General features: G+C 31.8%; 22 protein-coding genes. 8 read left to right on the top strand and 14 right to left on the bottom strand.

Going from position 1 to position 18,372, the window contains the following annotated elements; translation table 11 throughout:
* The first annotated feature begins 45 nt into the window (after positions 1-45).
* From ABMY20_RS14555 to ABMY20_RS14570, 4 genes are read left to right on the top strand one after another with little or no spacing between them, the layout of a single operon-like run.
* Complete coding sequence (locus ABMY20_RS14555) at positions 46-597, top strand: CPBP family intramembrane glutamic endopeptidase (RefSeq protein ID WP_349265634.1); 552 nt, start codon at positions 46-48, stop codon at positions 595-597.
* Between the two features lies 1 nt (position 598).
* Positions 599-1,363 (top strand): TIGR02757 family protein, encoded by a 765-nt coding sequence (locus ABMY20_RS14560; RefSeq protein WP_349265635.1) that lies wholly within the window; start codon positions 599-601, stop codon positions 1,361-1,363.
* Between the two features lie 30 nt (positions 1,364-1,393).
* Positions 1,394-1,954 (top strand): PAS domain-containing protein, encoded by a 561-nt coding sequence (locus ABMY20_RS14565; RefSeq protein ID WP_053056780.1) that lies wholly within the window; start codon positions 1,394-1,396, stop codon positions 1,952-1,954.
* A gap of 4 nt (positions 1,955-1,958) precedes the next feature.
* Positions 1,959-2,342, top strand: coding sequence for a DUF6122 family protein (locus ABMY20_RS14570; RefSeq protein ID WP_206337276.1), 384 nt, complete (start codon positions 1,959-1,961; stop codon positions 2,340-2,342).
* Here the strand turns inward: ABMY20_RS14570 and ABMY20_RS14575 are convergent.
* Entirely contained in the window at positions 2,331-3,089 is a 759-nt protein-coding gene (locus ABMY20_RS14575) for a diphthine--ammonia ligase (protein ID WP_349265636.1), read from the bottom strand. The genes ABMY20_RS14570 and ABMY20_RS14575 overlap by 12 nt on opposite strands.
* A 44-nt stretch (positions 3,090-3,133) precedes the next feature.
* Positions 3,134-4,486 carry a 30S ribosomal protein S12 methylthiotransferase RimO gene (gene rimO / locus ABMY20_RS14580; protein WP_349265637.1) on the bottom strand — a complete coding sequence of 451 codons (1,353 nt, stop codon included), beginning with the start codon at positions 4,484-4,486 and terminating at the stop codon, positions 3,134-3,136.
* Between the two features lie 152 nt (positions 4,487-4,638).
* Here rimO and ABMY20_RS14585 point away from each other — a divergent pair, with 152 nt between their 5' ends.
* Complete coding sequence (locus tag ABMY20_RS14585) at positions 4,639-5,214, top strand: Crp/Fnr family transcriptional regulator (RefSeq protein ID WP_349265638.1); 576 nt, start codon at positions 4,639-4,641, stop codon at positions 5,212-5,214.
* A 67-nt stretch (positions 5,215-5,281) separates the two neighbouring features.
* Positions 5,282-6,385, top strand: coding sequence for an SMP-30/gluconolactonase/LRE family protein (locus ABMY20_RS14590; RefSeq protein WP_349265639.1), 1,104 nt, complete (start codon positions 5,282-5,284; stop codon positions 6,383-6,385).
* A gap of 46 nt (positions 6,386-6,431) precedes the next feature.
* Here the strand turns inward: ABMY20_RS14590 and ABMY20_RS14595 are convergent, their stop codons facing one another.
* A complete protein-coding gene (locus tag ABMY20_RS14595) occupies positions 6,432-8,078 on the bottom strand; it encodes an amidase family protein (protein WP_349265640.1) in 1,647 nt (548 codons plus the stop codon).
* Between the two features lie 111 nt (positions 8,079-8,189).
* On the bottom strand, positions 8,190-8,546 hold the full coding sequence (locus ABMY20_RS14600; RefSeq protein ID WP_047790634.1) for a winged helix-turn-helix transcriptional regulator: 357 nt from the start codon (positions 8,544-8,546) through the stop codon (positions 8,190-8,192).
* 95 nt (positions 8,547-8,641) lie between these two features.
* Between ABMY20_RS14600 and ABMY20_RS14605 the strand changes: the two genes are divergently transcribed.
* Entirely contained in the window at positions 8,642-9,241 is a 600-nt protein-coding gene (locus ABMY20_RS14605) for a nitroreductase family protein (protein WP_047790633.1), read from the top strand.
* 48 nt (positions 9,242-9,289) lie between these two features.
* On the opposite strand, the gene ftsY is transcribed toward ABMY20_RS14605, so the two are convergent.
* The 7 genes from ftsY to ABMY20_RS14640 form a co-directional block, all read right to left on the bottom strand.
* On the bottom strand, positions 9,290-10,243 hold the full coding sequence (gene ftsY, locus ABMY20_RS14610) for a signal recognition particle-docking protein FtsY (RefSeq protein ID WP_047790632.1): 954 nt from the start codon (positions 10,241-10,243) through the stop codon (positions 9,290-9,292).
* A 263-nt stretch (positions 10,244-10,506) separates the two neighbouring features.
* The gene (locus ABMY20_RS14615; RefSeq protein ID WP_073183390.1) at positions 10,507-10,659 is read right to left on the bottom strand and encodes a DUF4295 domain-containing protein; all 153 of its coding nucleotides are present in this window, start codon (positions 10,657-10,659) and stop codon (positions 10,507-10,509) included.
* 28 nt (positions 10,660-10,687) lie between these two features.
* Entirely contained in the window at positions 10,688-10,870 is a 183-nt protein-coding gene (gene rpmG, locus ABMY20_RS14620; RefSeq protein WP_013070733.1) for a 50S ribosomal protein L33, read from the bottom strand.
* A gap of 27 nt (positions 10,871-10,897) precedes the next feature.
* A complete protein-coding gene (gene rpmB / locus ABMY20_RS14625) occupies positions 10,898-11,137 on the bottom strand; it encodes a 50S ribosomal protein L28 (RefSeq protein ID WP_047790661.1) in 240 nt (79 codons plus the stop codon).
* 165 nt (positions 11,138-11,302) lie between these two features.
* Positions 11,303-12,547, bottom strand: coding sequence for a competence/damage-inducible protein A (locus ABMY20_RS14630; protein WP_349265641.1), 1,245 nt, complete (start codon positions 12,545-12,547; stop codon positions 11,303-11,305).
* 41 nt (positions 12,548-12,588) lie between these two features.
* Positions 12,589-13,197 (bottom strand): fumarylacetoacetate hydrolase family protein, encoded by a 609-nt coding sequence (locus ABMY20_RS14635; RefSeq protein ID WP_159509482.1) that lies wholly within the window; start codon positions 13,195-13,197, stop codon positions 12,589-12,591.
* Between the two features lie 83 nt (positions 13,198-13,280).
* A complete protein-coding gene (locus ABMY20_RS14640; RefSeq protein WP_047790629.1) occupies positions 13,281-14,120 on the bottom strand; it encodes a 1,4-dihydroxy-2-naphthoyl-CoA synthase in 840 nt (279 codons plus the stop codon).
* A 95-nt stretch (positions 14,121-14,215) separates the two neighbouring features.
* On the opposite strand from ABMY20_RS14640, the gene ABMY20_RS14645 reads away from it, so the two are divergent.
* A complete protein-coding gene (locus tag ABMY20_RS14645) occupies positions 14,216-15,448 on the top strand; it encodes an alpha/beta hydrolase-fold protein (protein ID WP_349265642.1) in 1,233 nt (410 codons plus the stop codon).
* Between the two features lies 1 nt (position 15,449).
* Here the strand turns inward: ABMY20_RS14645 and ABMY20_RS14650 are convergent, their stop codons facing one another.
* The 3 genes from ABMY20_RS14650 to fsa form a co-directional block, all read right to left on the bottom strand.
* Positions 15,450-15,860: a hypothetical protein gene (locus ABMY20_RS14650; protein ID WP_047790627.1), complete on the bottom strand. Its 411-nt coding sequence runs from the start codon at positions 15,858-15,860 to the stop codon at positions 15,450-15,452.
* A 1-nt stretch (position 15,861) separates the two neighbouring features.
* Complete coding sequence (gene menD, locus ABMY20_RS14655; protein WP_349265643.1) at positions 15,862-17,541, bottom strand: 2-succinyl-5-enolpyruvyl-6-hydroxy-3-cyclohexene-1-carboxylic-acid synthase; 1,680 nt, start codon at positions 17,539-17,541, stop codon at positions 15,862-15,864.
* Between the two features lie 65 nt (positions 17,542-17,606).
* Positions 17,607-18,260: a fructose-6-phosphate aldolase gene (fsa, locus tag ABMY20_RS14660; RefSeq protein ID WP_253057381.1), complete on the bottom strand. Its 654-nt coding sequence runs from the start codon at positions 18,258-18,260 to the stop codon at positions 17,607-17,609.
* Positions 18,261-18,372 lie beyond the last annotated feature (112 nt).

Genomic DNA, 18,372 nt, shown 5'->3' on the forward strand with positions numbered 1-18,372 from the left:
TGTAACTATTTAAAGTTTCTTGCTACTAACTAATAAATCAATTCCATGAAAGAAACTTTTCAAGAGCTCATTACCTATTTAAAAAATCCTGTTTTAGAAAAAGATACTAACCAAGATATTTCATATCGATTTCAAAAATTCTTTCATTTACTTATTATAAGTATTATAACAGGTGCTGTATTATCTCCTCTTTTTCTTCTTGTTGAAGAGTTAGGTTTGATCAATATGAATGAACACGCTGTAGAAGATTTACTAAAAGCTCATACCAAATGGTTTATTGCTTTTCTTACCATTATTTTAGCTCCTTTGCTTGAAGAACTGTTTTTTAGAGCACCAATCACCTTATTTCATGGGAAGAAAAACTTCAAAATAGCCTTTTATGTGTTTGCACTACTTTTTGGTTTAGTACATTTAACTAACTTTGGTATTACCACCAACGTACTTTTATTAGCTCCAATACTAGTAGCTCCACAAACTATTTTAGGCGGTTATTTAGGGTTTATTAGAGTTCGTTTTGGCTTAGGATGGAGTATATTATTACACGCTTGCTATAATGCTTTCTTTGTTTTGCTTAGTTTTGCAGGAGATTTAGCATAAAATGAACAAAAAGGAGCTTAAAGAGTTTTTAGACGAAAAAGTAATACAGTACAACAATCCTGATTTTATTGATAGTGATCCTATTCAAATTCCACACCAATTTTCAGTAAAAGAAGATATTGAAATTGCTGGTTTTTTAGCAGCAACTATTGCTTGGGGAAATCGTAAAATGATTATTAACAACTCCCATAAAATGATGGATTTAATGGGAAGTTCTCCTTATGATTTTGTTCTCAATCATTCTGAAGAAGATTTAGCTAATTTTGACGGATTTGTACACAGAACATTTAATGCCGATGATTTTAAGTTCTTTGTTCAAGCATTAAAAAACATCTATCAGAATCATGGGGGATTAGAAGCTGTTTTAAAACCAAAAGATAAAGTAGATAATTACCAACATGCTATACATCGTTTCAAACAAGTTTTTTTTGAAATCCCTCATCAACCAAGAACTCTAAAACATGTTTCTGACCCTTTAAAAGGCTCTGCATCTAAAAGAATTAATATGTTTTTACGTTGGATGGTTCGCGATAATACCACTGGAGTCGATTTAGGCATATGGAAAACACACTCGTCAGCACACTTACATTGTCCGTTAGATGTTCACACAGGAAATATTGCTAGAAAACTAAAAATACTTACTAGGAAGCAAAATGATTGGAAAGCTATTCAAGAACTTGATCTTACTTTAAGAACGTTTGATAAAAAGGATCCTGTGAAATATGATTTTGCCCTTTTTGGTTTAGGTGTATTTGAAAAGTTTTAATTTTTTACATTTACAAAAAATTATATTAGTATGAAAAACTGTTTTGACAAAATGATGTCTCTTGATATTTATACATCTAACTTAACTAATGATGAGTATTCTAAAATAGCCAATAATCTTACACTCGCTTCCAAAAAAAGTATAAATATTTTAAGTTGGGGAATTCAACAGTTATTTATGAGTTCAACAGTTTCTAATGATATTAATGTTTTAAAAAACTTACGTAAAAACTACAACTGGAAAAATAACATAACTTCTATTTTAAACGAGAACTATTATGAAGCGCTTGTATTAACAGATGTTACAAAAAAAATTATTTGGGCTAACGATGGCTTCTCTAAAATGACTGGATATGACATTGATTTTGTTATTAACAAAACTGGACGTTTTTTTCAAGGAGAAAAGACAAAAGAAAGTACTCGAAAACGAATTAGAAATAAATTATTAAAAGGGAAACCTTTTAAAGATATTATTGTTAATTATAGAAAAGATAAGTCCTACTACAAGTGTGAGTTATATATTATTCCTTTATATAAAAACAGCCCTACAGAAGTTACTCATTTTTTAGCTTTAGAAAAAGAAATAGCTTAGCATAGTGCAACAATTCATCCATTATTTTTTACATTTCGGATTTCCTGTTTTTATCGCTTTCTTCTTTTTTAAAAAAAATTGGATAAAAGTTGCTATAACACTACTAGCAACTATGCTAGTAGATATAGATCACTTATTAGCAAGCCCTATATTTGACCCAAACCGATGTAGTTTTGGGTTTCACCTATTTCATTCCTACTATGCTATTGGAGTGTATGTTATTTTACTTTTTTTTAAAAGACCATACAACATTATTGGCTTAGGGCTATTATTACATATGCTAACCGACTTTATCGATTGTTTGTTTATGTACAATACTTGTAGTTCTTGCCTAGAGAATGCTCCTGCTCAAAGACTATTAGAAGCTATAAATAAATTACTTTTTTAGCTGTAAATCACAGTACCAAAAACTTCTATCATAGTTTTTAGTAGTCGTTTCTTCTAATTTCTTAGTTTTCTTTGAATCTTGATAACAATTGTCATCATCGTTTTTATGTAACGTATACGATTTCAATACCTTCTCTCCTATTTCAAACTCCACAGGTTTCTTAAAAATAGGACCGTCATAACAAAACGTATGGAACTCTCCATTCTCCCCACAAACATCAACTCCATCAGGAAGTTCATTAATAAAATCTTCATCAATAACTCTCCCTACAAATTCTTCTCCTAGCAATTTTGCATTCACACAAACAGTAATTGTTTTAAAGCCTAAATCTAAAAACTCTCTAAGTAATTCTTTTGTATCTTGTTTCCAAAGTGGGTAAACACCAGTAATTCCAACCTCTTGTAGCTTCGAATCGCGATATGCTCTCAAGTCTTCCAAGAAAATATCACCAAAAATACCATTTACAAGTCCTGCTTCTTTTAACTCCGCAGTCTTCTTTTTCATTCTTTGATTATATAAATCCATTGTAACCTCAGCTGGAAAATATATTTTTTCTAACGGAATACCAATGCTTTCAGTCTGTGCATTCAGTAAATCCTCATGTAAACCATGCATTGAAACACGCTGATAATCTTGATTTACATTTGTAATCAATTTTTGTACATCGTATTCTTTTTGTTGTAAAATTTTATACAATGCTAATGACGAATCTTTTCCTGAACTCCAGTTAAAATAGGCTTTTTTCATGCGACAAATATGCATAAAAAAACCTGCATTGCGCAGGTTTGATTTTATTTTCTCTTTTGATTTAAAGGAACTGGTCTTTCTTGTTTTACTACTGGTTTTCCGTGCAAGTCAAAGTCACCTGCATCAAAAATTTCGATATCTATAAATTCTCCTAATTTAATATAATGTTCACGAGCATCTACAATAACATCATTATCTACATCTGGTGAGTCAAATTCGGTACGTCCGTAATAGTACTCTCCATCTTTTCTATCGAATAAACATTTGAACGTCTTTCCTATTTTCTCTTGATTCAATTCCCAAGAAATTTGCGACTGCACTTCCATGATTTCATTCACCCTTCTAAACTTTACATCCGCAGGTACATCGTCTTCTAAAACATACGCTCCTGTATTTTCTTCATGCGAGTATTCAAAAGCTCCTAAACGCTCAAAACGCATCTCTTCTACCCAGTCTTTTAATTCTTGGAATTGCTCTTCAGTTTCTCCCGGATATCCAACAATTAATGTTGTACGAATTGCCATGTTTGGCACTGCCTCTCGAAATTTATGAATCAGCGAAGTCGTTTTTTCGTGCGTTGTACCACGCTTCATCGACTTTAAAATTTCGGTATTGATATGCTGTAACGGAATATCTAAATAATTACAAACCTTTGGTTCGTTCTTCATCACTTCTAGCACATCCATCGGAAAACCAGTTGGAAAGGCATAATGCAAACGAATCCATTCTATACCTTCAACTTTTACTAATTCTTTTAATAAATCTGCTAAAGCACGCTTTTTATAGATATCCAATCCGTAATAGGTTAAATCTTGTGCGATTAGCATAATTTCCTTAATCCCTTTTTCTGCCAATTTCGTTGCTTCTGTAACCAAATCTTCAATTGGTGTCGATTTATGCTTGCCACGCATTAACGGAATGGCACAGAACGAACACGGACGATCACATCCTTCTGCAATCTTTAAATAGGCATAATGCTCTGGAGTCGTGGTTAAACGTTCACCGATTAACTCATGCTTATAATCTGCTTCTAAAACTTTTAACAAATTTGGTAAATCGTGTGTACCAAAATACTGATCTACATTGGTAATTTCAGCTTCTAAGTCTGGCTTGTAACGTTCGCTTAAACAACCTGTAACAAACACTTTGTCTACTTCACCTTCTTCTTTCTTTTGTGCATAGTGTAAAATAGTTTCTACACTTTCTTCTTTGGCTTTACCAATAAAACCACACGTATTAATTACTACAATATTTCCATCGTCATTTTCATCTTCATGAACCACTTCTTTACCATTAGCTTTTAACTGCCCCATTAACACTTCACTATCGTAAACGTTTTTAGAGCAACCTAAAGTAACTACATTAATTTTGTTTTGTTTTGTTGTTTTGGTACGCATACTATAAAAATTCGGTGTGCAAAGATACGTTTTAATTGAACTTCTTTAACTTTAAACCTCTAAAAATTAGTTTGATTCTTATCCTTGTTTTCGGTAACTTCGTTATTAAGAAACTTGTATGTTTACAAACTACGTTAACCTCTTATTAAAAAATGAGCGAACTCAAAAGATTATTATACGACTTAATCGGACTTACTGAAAATGAGTTTAAAACATTTTATAATCAATTAGAAAAAAAAGAGTATAAAGCAAAAACATTAGTTATTAAAGAAGGGAGAAAAGCTAAGGATTTATACTTTATTGAATCTGGTTTTTTTAGAACATTTAAAAATATAGAAGGTAAAGAGTTTACAACCTATTTTTCTTGCGATAACCAGTTTATAACAGTTTTTGATAGTTTTATATACCAAACTCCTTCTCTTGAGTTTCTAGAAGCTATTGAAGATAGCGTAGTTTATAAAATTTCTTTTGAAAGTTTAACTCAATTATATAAAGAATCTCCCAACTTTGAGAAGTTTGGTAGAATTTTAGCTGAGAGAAATCACCTTTGTGCACAACAAAGAGCTCTAACTATGCAAACAAAATCGGCTAAGAAAAAGTACTTAGACTTTATTAAAAACTATGATAAGAAAATTGTTTTAAGAGCTCCTCAATACCAAATCGCAAGCTTTCTTGGTATAGCTGCCGAATCTTTGAGTAGGATTCGAAAAGAAGTTACTATTTCCTAACATTTGTCAAGATAGAAATAAATTACTGTCATTTTCTTTGTCTTTATAAATTATAAAAACAAATACAATGAAAATTGCATCATTAGTAAAATACGCTACATTATTAATCTTACTCATTTTTATAACCAGTGTTACTTTTAAATCATGTTCAATTAATCCAGAAGCTTGGTTTCCTCCTACACCTCCTAAATTAGTAGGCGCGCTTCATGAAAATGAACTACTAAGCTCAACTCAACACATCGATTTAGACGGTTGGTATGGGCCTGAGGATATTGCCATAGATAAACAAGGAAATCTATATTGTGGAGTTCATATTTCTGAAACAGACTTTTCAGATGGTAGAATTTTAAAAATTGACACATCGGGAAAAGTTTCTGTCTTTTGTAATACGGAATCTTGGGTTGCTGGTTTACATTTTGACAGCAATCAAAATCTAATTGCTTGTGACTTAGAAAGAGGGTTGATTAGTGTAGATAAAAAAGGAAAAATTACCACTTTAGCAAGTGAAGATAAAAACGGGAACAAGTTTCTTATCCCCAATGATGTAGACATTGCTTCTGATGGGATTATTTACTTTACCAATACTTCTTCTAAAATTCCTTTTAGTAGAACACATATTTGGAAACTATTAATGGAAGCTAAACCTGATGGAGGTCTTTATAGTTACAATCCGAAAACCAAAGAAGTAAAAACACTTATAGAGGGTACTTATTTTGGAAACGGTGTTGCAGTTTCTCAAAAGGATGACTTTGTGTTAATGGTAGATTTGGCTAAATATAGAATTCTTAGATACTGGTTAAAAGGCAGTAATAAAGGAATAACAGATATTTTTCTTGATAACCTACCTGGTTTTCCTAATGGAGTCTCTAGAAGAACCGATGGTAGTTTTTGGCTTGGTTTTTCAACTAAAAGAGATCCTTCTTTAGATGCAATACATTCTAAACCCCTTGTAAAAAAGTTAGTATATGGTCTTCCTCTATTTTTACAACCTAAAGTAGCTCGCTATGGAATGATTATGCATTTGAGTGCTGATGGAGAGATTTTAAAAACTTATTATGACACGACTGGTAAAGTTGTGTCAGAAGCTAGTTCTGTTGAAGAGCATGATGGATATCTTTATCTTGGCGGAGATGTGTCTGGTTATATTGGAAAATACAAATTAGAGAATTAAAATAAAAACTCCCGAATTGGGAGTTTTTATTTTATATGTAGTCCTATTAATGATAATCAACTGGAGTCTTTCTTGCTTTCGTTAGTTTCTCAAAAGCATACCCTAGCTGCAATAATTCTTTTTCAGTAAAAGGCTTCCCTATAAACGTTAAACTAACAGGTTCTCCAGAGTTTTTATATCCCATAGGAACTGTTAATGTCGGATACTTCGCTACTGCTGCAATACCAGAATGATAATTATTAATTGATAGAATACCATCTAAATTTTGGGCTTTTAAAGCTTGTAAAAATTTCTTTCCATTATAACTTAGACTATCTTTTACCACCTCTAACTGAGCTAAACTAGTCGTATCTTTTATTATTCCTTCAAATAGCTGTTGTCCGTAAGGAGCTCTTTTTGTAGAATCTTTTTTATTAAACTCAACCACATCTTGTATATTTTTCACTGTTAGCTTTTTGTTTCCGTGAGTAGCTAAGTATTCAGGTAAATCATGTTTCATATCTATATTCAACAGTGTAATAAATCCATCAAAAGAAATTTCAGGTGGTATTATCTCAATAATTTCTGCACCAGCTTCTTGTAACTTTTCTACACTTGCTTTATAAATAGAATCTGTTAAAATAGGTTTTAGCACTCCTATTCTTTTTCCTTGGATTGTGTAGCTTTCATTAAGTAATTCTTTAGGTTTAAAATCTTCTATTTCTAAAGAAGCAGCATCCTCATTATCTTTTCCTAGCATCGCTTCAAATAAAATAACATTGTCTACGACACTTTTAGTCATCGGACCTGGAGTATCTAACGTACTTGAAATCGGAACAATTCCTGAGCGACTTAAAACACCAATTGTTGGTTTTAATCCAACCACTGAGTTTTGACTTGATGGTGAAGTTATAGACCCTGCTGTTTCTGTACCTACAGCAGCTACGGCATAGTTTGCTGCTACAGAAACTCCACTTCCTGAGCTAGAACCTCCTGTTTCAAAAACTTTTCTTCCATAAGGATTTAAGGTTTGCCCTCCAGTGGCACTATACCCTAACGGACAATCTTCACAAAAGAAGTATGCCCATTCACTTAAGTTTACTTTTCCTAAAATTAATGCTCCCGCTTCTCTTAATTTTTTGACAATAAAAGCATCCTTGTCAGTTGAGTTGTTTTGTAAAGCTACAGCTCCAGCAGTCGTTATCATTCCTGCGGCATCAATATTATCCTTTATCAAAATTGGAATTCCATTCAAGGAAAATTCATTTGCTTCTTTTGATTCTTTATCTTTTGCTCTTGCTTCTTCTAATACCTTTTGATTTAGAGATATAATTGCATTCAAATACTTTGTACTATCACTTTCAAACTTTCGTATTCTATATAAATAGAATAATGTTAGTTTTTCGTACGTGAGTTTTTTATTTGTTATGCTCTTTTGAATAGTTGGAATATCTTTTTCTAAAATTAATGGCTTTAGTTGTTGATATTCTTCTTCTGAAAATCTTGATAGCTCCTTTTCAAAAGGTTTGAGTTCTTTATTTAAATCTAAAAAATGAGACTGAAGTAATTTGAACTGCATTCTCTTTTTCTCGTGATCTTGCTGTTTTTCTATTTCTGATGATTCATCATAACTTTTAAAATATACCTTTACAGCTTTTTGCTTACATGCACTTATAAATAGAAGTGTTAATAATAAAAAAGTAGCTTTTCTCATTGGTCAAATATTTGATACTCAAATGTAATTATAAAAATTGAAAAGCTTTATTTAGGATAACAAAACTGCCTTATTATCTAAACTCTAATAGTTGATAATATACGGAGATTATTATTTAGAATGGTTTGTTACGGCAAAATCTCCCCAGTCTGCGATAGACTGAATTATAGGAATTAAACTTTTTCCTAAATCAGTTAAAGAATACTCTACTTTTAATGGTGGTTTTGAGGTGTACACTTTTCTTTTTATTACACCATCTTCTTCCAAGGCTTTTAACTGTAAACTTAAAGTTCGTTCTGTAACCATTGGAATTTCTTTTCTTAACTCACTGTAACGAAGCGTTCCTTTTATTAAATGAAAAAGAATTACTGTTTTCCATTTCCCTCCAATAACTCCCATAGTAAGACTCGTACAGCAGGGGAACTCTCTTCCTTTAAACTTAAGTGTTTTAGATTCTTGTACCTCCATAATTTATACTATCCTTTTTGACCGTTATTGCAAAGATAAAAAACTATACTTACTTTTGATACTATAATTTTTATAGTTTAATTAAAAAATAGAATATGAGCTTTATAACATCAATGCAGCAACGTTATACAACAAAAAAATATAATGCTTCAAAAAAAATTGAATCAGAAAAAATCAAAGAGTTACAACAGGTTTTACAATTAAGTCCTTCTTCAATAAATAGCCAACCATGGAAATTCACTTTTGTTTCTGACACTGATACTAAAGAACAACTTTCAAAAGTATCTTGGTTAAATACTAGCAAGGTTATTGAAAGTGATACCATTGTTGTTTTTAATCGAATTAATGATATTGATTTGTTTGAAAAACAAATTGAAGAAGAGCTCCCTGAGGGTGCTGTTGGTTATTATAAAGAATTTATAAAGCCAAAACCTGAAGAAGAAATTAAAGCCTGGTTTAACAGACAAGTATATTTGGCTTTAGGAGTTTTTTTAAGTGCTTGTGCTGAAATGGGAATCGATGCCACTCCAATGGAAGGTATTGAACCAGAAAATTATGACAAAATTTTAAACAACAAAGATTACGCAACTGTTGTTGCTGTGGCTATTGGCTATAGAGATGAAGAGGATTTTAATCAACCAGACAGAAAACCTAAATCGAGATTGGCTTTTAACAAGGTTATTGAAACTGTTTAGAATAAAAAAACTCCCAAATTGGGAGTTTTTTTATTTACTTATGTTTTTCTATTTAAAAAACGAATCTACAAATTCATGTTTGTTGAATACTTGTAGGTCATCAATACCTTCTCCTACTCCAATATATTTCACAGGTATTTTAAATTGATCTGAAATTCCGATAACAACGCCTCCTTTTGCGGTACCATCTAATTTAGTTACTGCTAACGAAGTTACTTCTGTTGCTTTCGTAAATTGTTTTGCTTGTTCAAAAGCATTTTGTCCTGTTGAACCATCTAACACTAACAATACATCGTGTGGTGCATTTGGTATTACTTTTTGCATTACACGTTTTATTTTTGTTAGCTCATTCATTAGGTTTACTTTATTATGTAAACGTCCTGCAGTGTCGATAATTATAACATCTGCTCCTTGATTTACACCTGATTGTACTGTATCAAAAGCTACAGAGGCAGGATCGGAACCCATTTCTTGTCTTACAATTGGTACGTCTGTTCTATCTGCCCAAACTTGTAGCTGATCTATTGCTGCGGCTCTAAAGGTATCCGCTGCTCCTAAAACAACTTTTAACCCTTTCTTTTTAAATTGTGAAGCTAGTTTACCTATCGTAGTTGTTTTTCCTACTCCATTAACACCTACAACCATTAACACATAAGGTTTCGTATTTGCTGGAATAGTAAAATCGGTGTCGTCACCAGTATTGGTTTCTGATAATAAACCCGCTATTTCTTCACGTAAAATTTGGTTTAGCTCTTCTGTTCCTAAATATTTGTCGCGAGATACACGTTCTTCTATTCTATCTATTATTTTCAGGGTAGTTTCTACTCCTACATCAGACGATACCAATACTTCTTCTAAATTATCTAATACATCATCATCAACCTTAGCTTTACCAGCAACTGCTTTTGATAATTTAGAGAAAAAACTTGTTTTGGTTTTTTCTAATCCCTTGTCTAAGGTTTCCTTTTTCTCTTTAGAGAAGATTTTCTTAAAAAAACTCATTTTTAAATATTATAATCGCTTACATAGGTTAAAAACTATACCATTTTACTAATACAGTCAAATTGTCATTGTTCCACAGCTTTAGTGTTAAGGATTGAGGCATTTGTTAAAACTCTCCCGATACTTCGGGAAGCGACTGCCGAAAGTCCGACTTGCTAGGATAATTCCCAAATCTTTAACGTATTCAAAAAACTTGAGACTGTCAAATATAAAAAAAGCTACTCTCTAATGAAAGTAGCTTTTCTTTAAACTGTATACAAGAATTACTTTTTTGCTAAAAAGTCATTCACGCTTTCTGGATCCATAATAGCTTCAACAAATGTATAAGCTCCTGATTTTGGAGACTTTACCATTTTGATAGCTTTGGTTAATCTTTTTGAACCTGTTTGTAACGATGCTACTGATTTCTTTGCCATTTTATATTAAAGTTTACGCCGTAGCTTATTATTTAATTTCTTTATGAACTGTCATCTTCTTTAAGATTGGATTAAATTTCTTTAATTCCATTCTATCAGGAGTATTCTTTTTGTTCTTTGTTGTAATATAACGAGAAGTTCCTGGTTGACCAGAAGCTTTGTGCTCAGTACACTCTAAAATTACTTGAACTCTGTTTCCTTTTTTTGCCATCTCTCTAAAATTTTATCTAGTAAGGAATTATTTAGTTAAGAAACCTTTTTCTCTAGCTTCTTTAATAACCGCAGAGATTCCTTTTTTATTAATATTTTTTAATGCAGAAGCAGATACTTTTAAAGTTACCCATTTATCTTCTTCTGGAATATAGAAACGCTTAGTCATTAAATTAGCGTTAAATCTTCTTTTAGTTCTATTTAAAGCGTGAGATACATTGTTACCTACCATCGCTTTTTTTCCTGTTAATTCACAAACTCTAGACATCTTCTTGACAGTTTTTAGTGTTATTTCTAAACGAGGTGCAAATTTATGCATTTTAATTTACTGCACAAAAATATTCTCGATTAAATTTTAATTAATTTTAATCTTTTCAAAACTAGGCTCAGCATCTAACCTATTTGGAAGCGTAACGGCTGCAAAAATACTAATTTATTTTAATATGGCAGCTTGTAAAAGTTCTAAAGATTTGGTTACCGTTCTATTAATTACCTTTTCTCTTGGCTCACCAAAATTAAACTCATAAACATCTACTCCACTTTTAGTTGCTATGCCAATATATACCAATCCTACACTTTTATCATTATGATCTGTTGTTGGACCTGCATTTCCTGTTACAGCTATCGTGTAATCTGTTTGTAACTTCTCCAAACATCCTTTTGCCATTGCTAAAGCTACTTCTTTACTTACTACCGTATATTTATCAATAACTTCTTTAGAAACATTGAGTAGTTGTTCTTTTAAAGCTGCTGTATACGTAACGAATCCTCCCATAAAATATGAAGATGCTCCTGGAACTGAAACTATGGTTGACGCTATTTTCCCTCCTGTTAAGCTTTCTGCTGTAGCAACAGTTTTCCCATGTTTTTTTAACAGTTTACCCACTTCTTTTTCTAAAGATGTTTCATTATCATCTCCTACGATAATTTCTGGTATTAGCATATATAATGCTGCAACTTGCTTTTCCATCTCTTTCACTAATACCTCTTTATCTTTTCCTTTAGCTGATAAACGTAAACGAACACGTCCATAAGATGGTAAGTAGGCTAGCTTTATAAAATTAGGTAAACTCTCTTCCCAATCAGAAATTCTTTCTGCAATAATTGTTTCCCCTGTACCTACCGTCATAATTGTCCTATGTAAAATGAATGGCAATTTAAAAGTAGACCGTAGCTTAGGCAATACATGATACTTCATTAACCCTTTCATTTCATATGGCACTCCCGGAAGAGATACAAAAACAGTATTATTTTCATAGAACCACATTCCTGGTGCAGTTCCTAAACGATTCATTAATAAGGTTGCTTTCGAAGGAAGCTGCGCTTGATACTTCTGTATTTCGTTGAACGGATGATTAACTTTTTTGAATAGATATTTAATATTATCAATTACTTCTGGATATTCAATAATCTTTTCATCTTTAAAATATTCAGCAATTGTTTTTTTAGTAATATCATCTTTTGTAGGTCCTAACCCCCCAGTTATTATCACAATATCTGCTCTACTTTCTGCTTCTTTTAACGCATTTAAAATATGTTGTTTTTCATCCTGGACTGAGGAGATTTGATATACCGAAATTCCAATTTTATTAAGTTCTTGACCAATCCATTGTGAATTGGTATCTATAATTTGTCCGATAAGAATTTCATCTCCTATCGTAATGATTTCTGCATTCATGTATATATCTAAAAAAGAATCCCGCCGAAGCGGGATATATTTTATTTTACTTTAATTTGAAAAGCTTGTTTTCCTTCAATAGTTCCTGTTAAAATGTCATTTTCTGCCACTTTTCCAACTCCTGCTGGTGTTCCTGTAAAGATAATATCTCCTTTTTTCAACGTGAAATATTGCGACACGTAACTAATCAACTCATCAATTTTCCACAACATACTAGTGGTATTTCCATCTTGTACAACCTCATCGTTCTTTTGTAATTGAAAAGACAAGTTTTCTAAGTCAAAATCTTCTTTCGGGAAAAACTCTCCTACTATAGCACTACCATCAAAAGCTTTTGCTTTTTCCCAAGGCAATCCTTTTTCTTTACATTGTGCTTGCACATCACGCGCAGTAAAATCAATTCCTAAGCCTACAGTGTCATAATATTTATGGGCAAATTTTGGAGAAATATGTTTTCCTACTTTGTTTATTTTTACCAATACCTCTACCTCATAATGGATATCATTTGAAAACGGAGGAATAAAAAATGGCATTTTTTTAGGAAGAATAGCCGAATCTGGTTTTAGAAAAACTACTGGGTTTTCTGGTCTTTCATTCGCTAACTCTTCTATATGTTTTGCGTAATTACGCCCTATACAAATTATTTTCATTTCTTCAAGTACGAATTATGATTTTAGAATTACGAATTAAAAACCTCCAACTCGTAATTCATAATTCTTAAATTATCAATCAGTTATGGTATCCAAGTTTTAGGGAAGTTAGGCTTACGCTTTTCTAAAAATGCATCACGTCCTTCTTTAGCTTCATCAGTCATATAAGCTAAACGAGTTACTTCTCCTGCAAATACTTGTTGCCCTACCATTCCATCGTCCGTTAAGTTCATTGCAAACTTTAACATTTTTATTGAAGTTGGTGATTTTGCTAAAATTTCTTGTGCCCAATCAAAAGCTGTTTGCTCTAGCTCATCATGTGGAATTACGGCATTTACCATACCCATTTCATACGCTTCTTGTGCTGAGTAGTTTCTTCCTAAGAAAAATATTTCACGGGCCTTCTTTTGCCCCACCATTTTAGCTAAATATGCTGAACCATAACCTGCGTCAAACGAAGTAACATCGGCATCAGTTTGCTTAAAAATAGCATGTTCTTTACTCGCTAAAGTTAAATCACAAGTTACGTGCAAACTATGTCCGCCACCTACAGCCCAACCTGGAACCACGCATATTACTGCTTTTGGCATAAAACGTATTAAACGCTGTACTTCTAAAATATTCAAACGGTGGTAACCATCATCTCCAACATAACCTTGGTGTCCACGTGCATTTTGATCTCCTCCAGAACAAAAACTCCAAACTCCATCTTTAGTTGATGGCCCTTCAGCAGACAACAATACCACTCCTATATTCGTATCTTCATGTGCATCATGAAACGCATCCAATAACTCTGAAGTAGTTTTTGGTCGAAACGCATTACGTACATTGGGTCTATTAAATGCTATTCTTGCAACGTTGTGTGACTTTTTATAGGTAATATCTTCGTACTCTTTGGCAACTTTCCAGTCTGGTTGTATCATAATTTTAAAATATTGTCGTTATTTAGTTGTACAAAAATAACATAATAACTTTATTTTTCTTTTCTATATTTGAACGATATAATTTACCCCTAAATATGAAACAAGTATATTTATTATTTACCCTATTAATTAGTATTAGTCTTTTTTCTCAAAAAGTTGTTACTCAAAAAATCAATTCAAAAGAATTAGAAAAAGATAGAAATGTAAAAATCTACCTTCCAGAAGGCTATGATGTAGATGAAACTACTAATTATCCTCTAGCTATTGTTTTAGGTGACGAGTATCTTTTTGATTTATATGTAGGTAATGCTAAACTTTATGCTAATGTAGATAAAGCACCCAGACAAATTGTAGTAGGTATTGATATGAAAAACACTTATGGAAAAGATATTTCTATAATACCTTCTAATAATTCCTTAACCAGTTCAGGGGTACATTTTTTTAATTTTATTAAACATGAGTTAATTCCTTTTATGGAAGGAAACTTTAGAACTTCTCCTTTTATGACAATTGTAGGTGAAGGAAAAGCTGCTAATTTTATTACTCACTACTTAAAAGATGAAAAACCTATTTTTAATTCTTATATCTGTATCACTCCTGATTTTCCTAAGTTTGCTCCAGCTATTATGGAGTCTTATTCTCTTAACAGACTGGGTTCTATAGATAACACTTACTTCTTATATACAAGTAATAACAAAAAGTACATTGACACTAATCAATATAATCGATTTAGTGATATTAAAACGTTATTAACATCCTATGAAGCTAAAAACTTTAATGTTGTTTTTGATGAATTTGATTCTTCTCCAAGCTATTTAGCTATAATTGGAGAAACTATTCCTAGAGCTTTTACACAAATGTTTAGCTTATATTCTAAAATTACTAAAGAAGAGTACGAAGCTAATGTTAAAGATTTGGCTCCTTTAGATGCAATTAAGTATGTGGAAAAAAAATATCTAGATATTCAGTATCTATACGGTTCTAACTTAAATGTTCGTTTAGATGACATTTTTGTTATTGAAGATATTGTAATTGACAGACAAGATGGTGATTACTTGAGAGTTTTAGGGGATTTTGTAATGATAAAATACCCTGATTCTCATATGGGTGATTTTTATATAGGTAAATACCATGAACTTGGAAAAGACTACGAAAAAGCAGATTTTTACTACAAAGCTGCTTATGGAAAAATGGATCCTTCTGATCCTAATGCAAATGCTTTTTACGAAAACATTAAACGTGTAAACGATTTAATGGGAAGTAAAAAGAAAGAAGAAATTAAAAATAATGACGAGGAAATTATTGAAGAAGAAGAAGGACAAGAATAGTTTATTTTAACACTATTCTGTCTTCTTGTAATTCTATTTTTTTACTCTTATACAAGCTGCCAATAGCTCTCTTGAATGCTTTTTTACTCATCTGCAAGTGAAATTTAATTGATTCAGGAGAGCTTTTATCTGTTAACAATAAAAAGCCTTTTTCTTCTAGCTTTTTTAAGATTATATCAACATCTGAATCAATTACGTTTTTAAATCCTTGCGGTCGTAGTGATACATCAATTTTTTCATCTTCACGTATCTTTTTAATATAACCTATTGTTCGCATTCCTTCTTCTACATCACTAAAAACTTCATTGTTATACAATAAGCCTTCATATGCTTCGTTAATTAACACTGAATAACCTAAAGCGGTTTGAACACCAATTACTAAATCTACCTTATCACCTTCTTTTAATTCCATTTTATAAGTTTTTAAAATAGTTTTTTAAAACTACGTCATTTATTTCTTTTGGAGTAAAAACCTCCATTATTTTTGGCTGATCCGATTCTTCATAAAACGAAATCAAACTATTTTGCAAGCTCTTTAAGTCTTTTATTTGAACATATTCAAAACCATACATTTTTGATAAATGCTCTGCAGTTAAATCATGCGGTGTTTCAAAGTACTCCGTAGCATTTGTTGTTAATGGCCCCGGGATATATCTAAAAATACCACCTCCTGCATTGTTTAAAATAATAATTCTAAAATTCTTCGGAATATTTGTGTTCCACAATGCATTGCTGTCGTAAAAGAAACTTAAATCTCCTGTTATAAATATTGTTTGATTTTTTGAGGCATATGCTGCTCCTACAGCTGTACTTGTACTTCCATCAATCCCGCTTGTTCCTCGATTACAAAATACTTTTAGCGTAGAATTTACATCAAACAATTGTGAATATCGAATAATTGAACTGTTACTTATTTGTACTTGCGAATTATCTGGGATACTTTCTAAAATAACTTCAAAAGATTTTAAATCTGAATATTCGCAATCTTTCAAATACTCTTCGTGTTTTACAGATCTTTGTTCTTTTTCTTGTAACCATGTTTGTTGATAATTACTTTCAACATTTTTCTTTTCCTTAGAAAGACTTGTTAACAAGGTTACAGGTTTTACTTGTAAAAATTCTGACAAACAGTGATACGTATCCATCGCCTTTAACTCATCAACATGCCAGTGATGTTTTGGCTGTAATTTTCGTAAAAACTGTTTAATTCTTTTAGAAATTACCATTCCTCCTAAAGTGAGTAATACTTCAGGTTGCAACTCTTTATACCCGTCTTCAGTTAACTTAGAGATTAATTTATCTATGTTATTGATAAACTTAGAATTGTATATATTTGAGGTAGTTTCTGTTAACACTAAAACAGAAGTATCTTCTGCATATACATTCAATATTTTTTGAAGCTCAACATCAGGAAAATGACTTCCTACCAAAATCATTTTTTTGACTGAAGAGTTCCAAATAGAAGCTATTTTTTCTAAATCAAAAGATTTCTCGACTGCGCTCGAAATGACATTCATCTTTTCAAAAGATTGCTTCACTTTGTTCGCAATGACCGAATCTAATTTTTCAAGTGTTTCATATAAAGGTTCATCAAATGGAACGTTTATATGAACTGGTCCTTTTTGAGTGATTGAAGTTTGTAATGCCTGAATTAATAAACTGATATTATTTTTTAACTGACTTTCTTCTTCAATCAAATTAGCTGAGAACAAAATATGGTTCTTAAACACATTCTCTTGACGAATGGTTTGTCCATCACCAATATCAATCAGGTGCTTGGGTCTGTCTGCTGAAATTACAACTAGCGGAATATTGCTATAAAAAGCTTCTGCTATCGCAGGATAATAATTCAACAAAGCAGAACCTGACGAACATACAATGGCAACAGGTTTTTGCTTTTGTTGTGCTATTCCCATAGCAAAAAAGGCAGCACAACGCTCATCTACCACACTTAATGTTTCTATTTCTGGATGATTTGAAAATCCGACAGTAAGTGGTGCATTACGAGAGCCTGGAGAAATTACAACGGTATCAATATCAAATTGATTACATGCTGAAACTACTAATTGTGCGAGTTCTTTTTTTGGGTACATATCTTTTAAAAAATGAGATTCCCGCTTTCGCGGGAATGACAAAATACTAAAGCCAACTTCGTTGGTTAGTTTCCTTTTTTATAATCTGCTAAAAATTTTGCTAAACCAATATCTGTTAAAGGGTGTTTTAACAATCCTTCAATTGCACTTAAAGGCCCTGTCATAACATCAGCCCCAATTTTAGCACAATCAATCACATGCATTGTATGACGTACAGATGCTGCTAAAATCTCAGTATCAAACGCATAATTATCAAATATCTGACGAATTTCAGCTATTAGATTTAAACCATCTGTAGAAATATCATCTAAACGACCAATAAATGGTGATACATATGTTGCTCCAGCTTTTGCTGCTAATAATGCTTGACCAGCAGAAAACACTAAAGTTACATTGGTTTTAATTCCTTTATCAGAAAAATATTTACACGCTTTTATTCCATCTTTAATCATAGGTAGTTTCACTACTATTTGAGGGTTTAAAGCAGCTAACGCTTCTCCTTCCTTTACCATACCATCAAAATCAGTAGAAATTACCTCAGCAGAAACATCTCCTTCTACAATTTGACAAATTGCTTTGTAATGATTGATAATATTCCCCTCTCCTGTTATTCCTTCTTTAGACATTAACGATGGATTTGTTGTTACCCCGTCTAAAATACCTAAAGCTTGTGCTTCTCTTATTTGATCTAAGTTAGCTGTATCAATAAAAAATTTCATCTGTATATTTATTATGTAGTTGTGTTCTAATTCTTGAGTTTTGCGAGTTCAACTCTCTATAAAAACAACATATAAAACAATGTTTTATACCTTGATTTTTCTTTAATTACTA

Source organism: Tenacibaculum sp. SSH1-16 (assembly GCF_040104435.1).
Taxonomy (GTDB): Bacteria; Bacteroidota; Bacteroidia; order Flavobacteriales; family Flavobacteriaceae; genus Polaribacter; species Polaribacter mesophilus.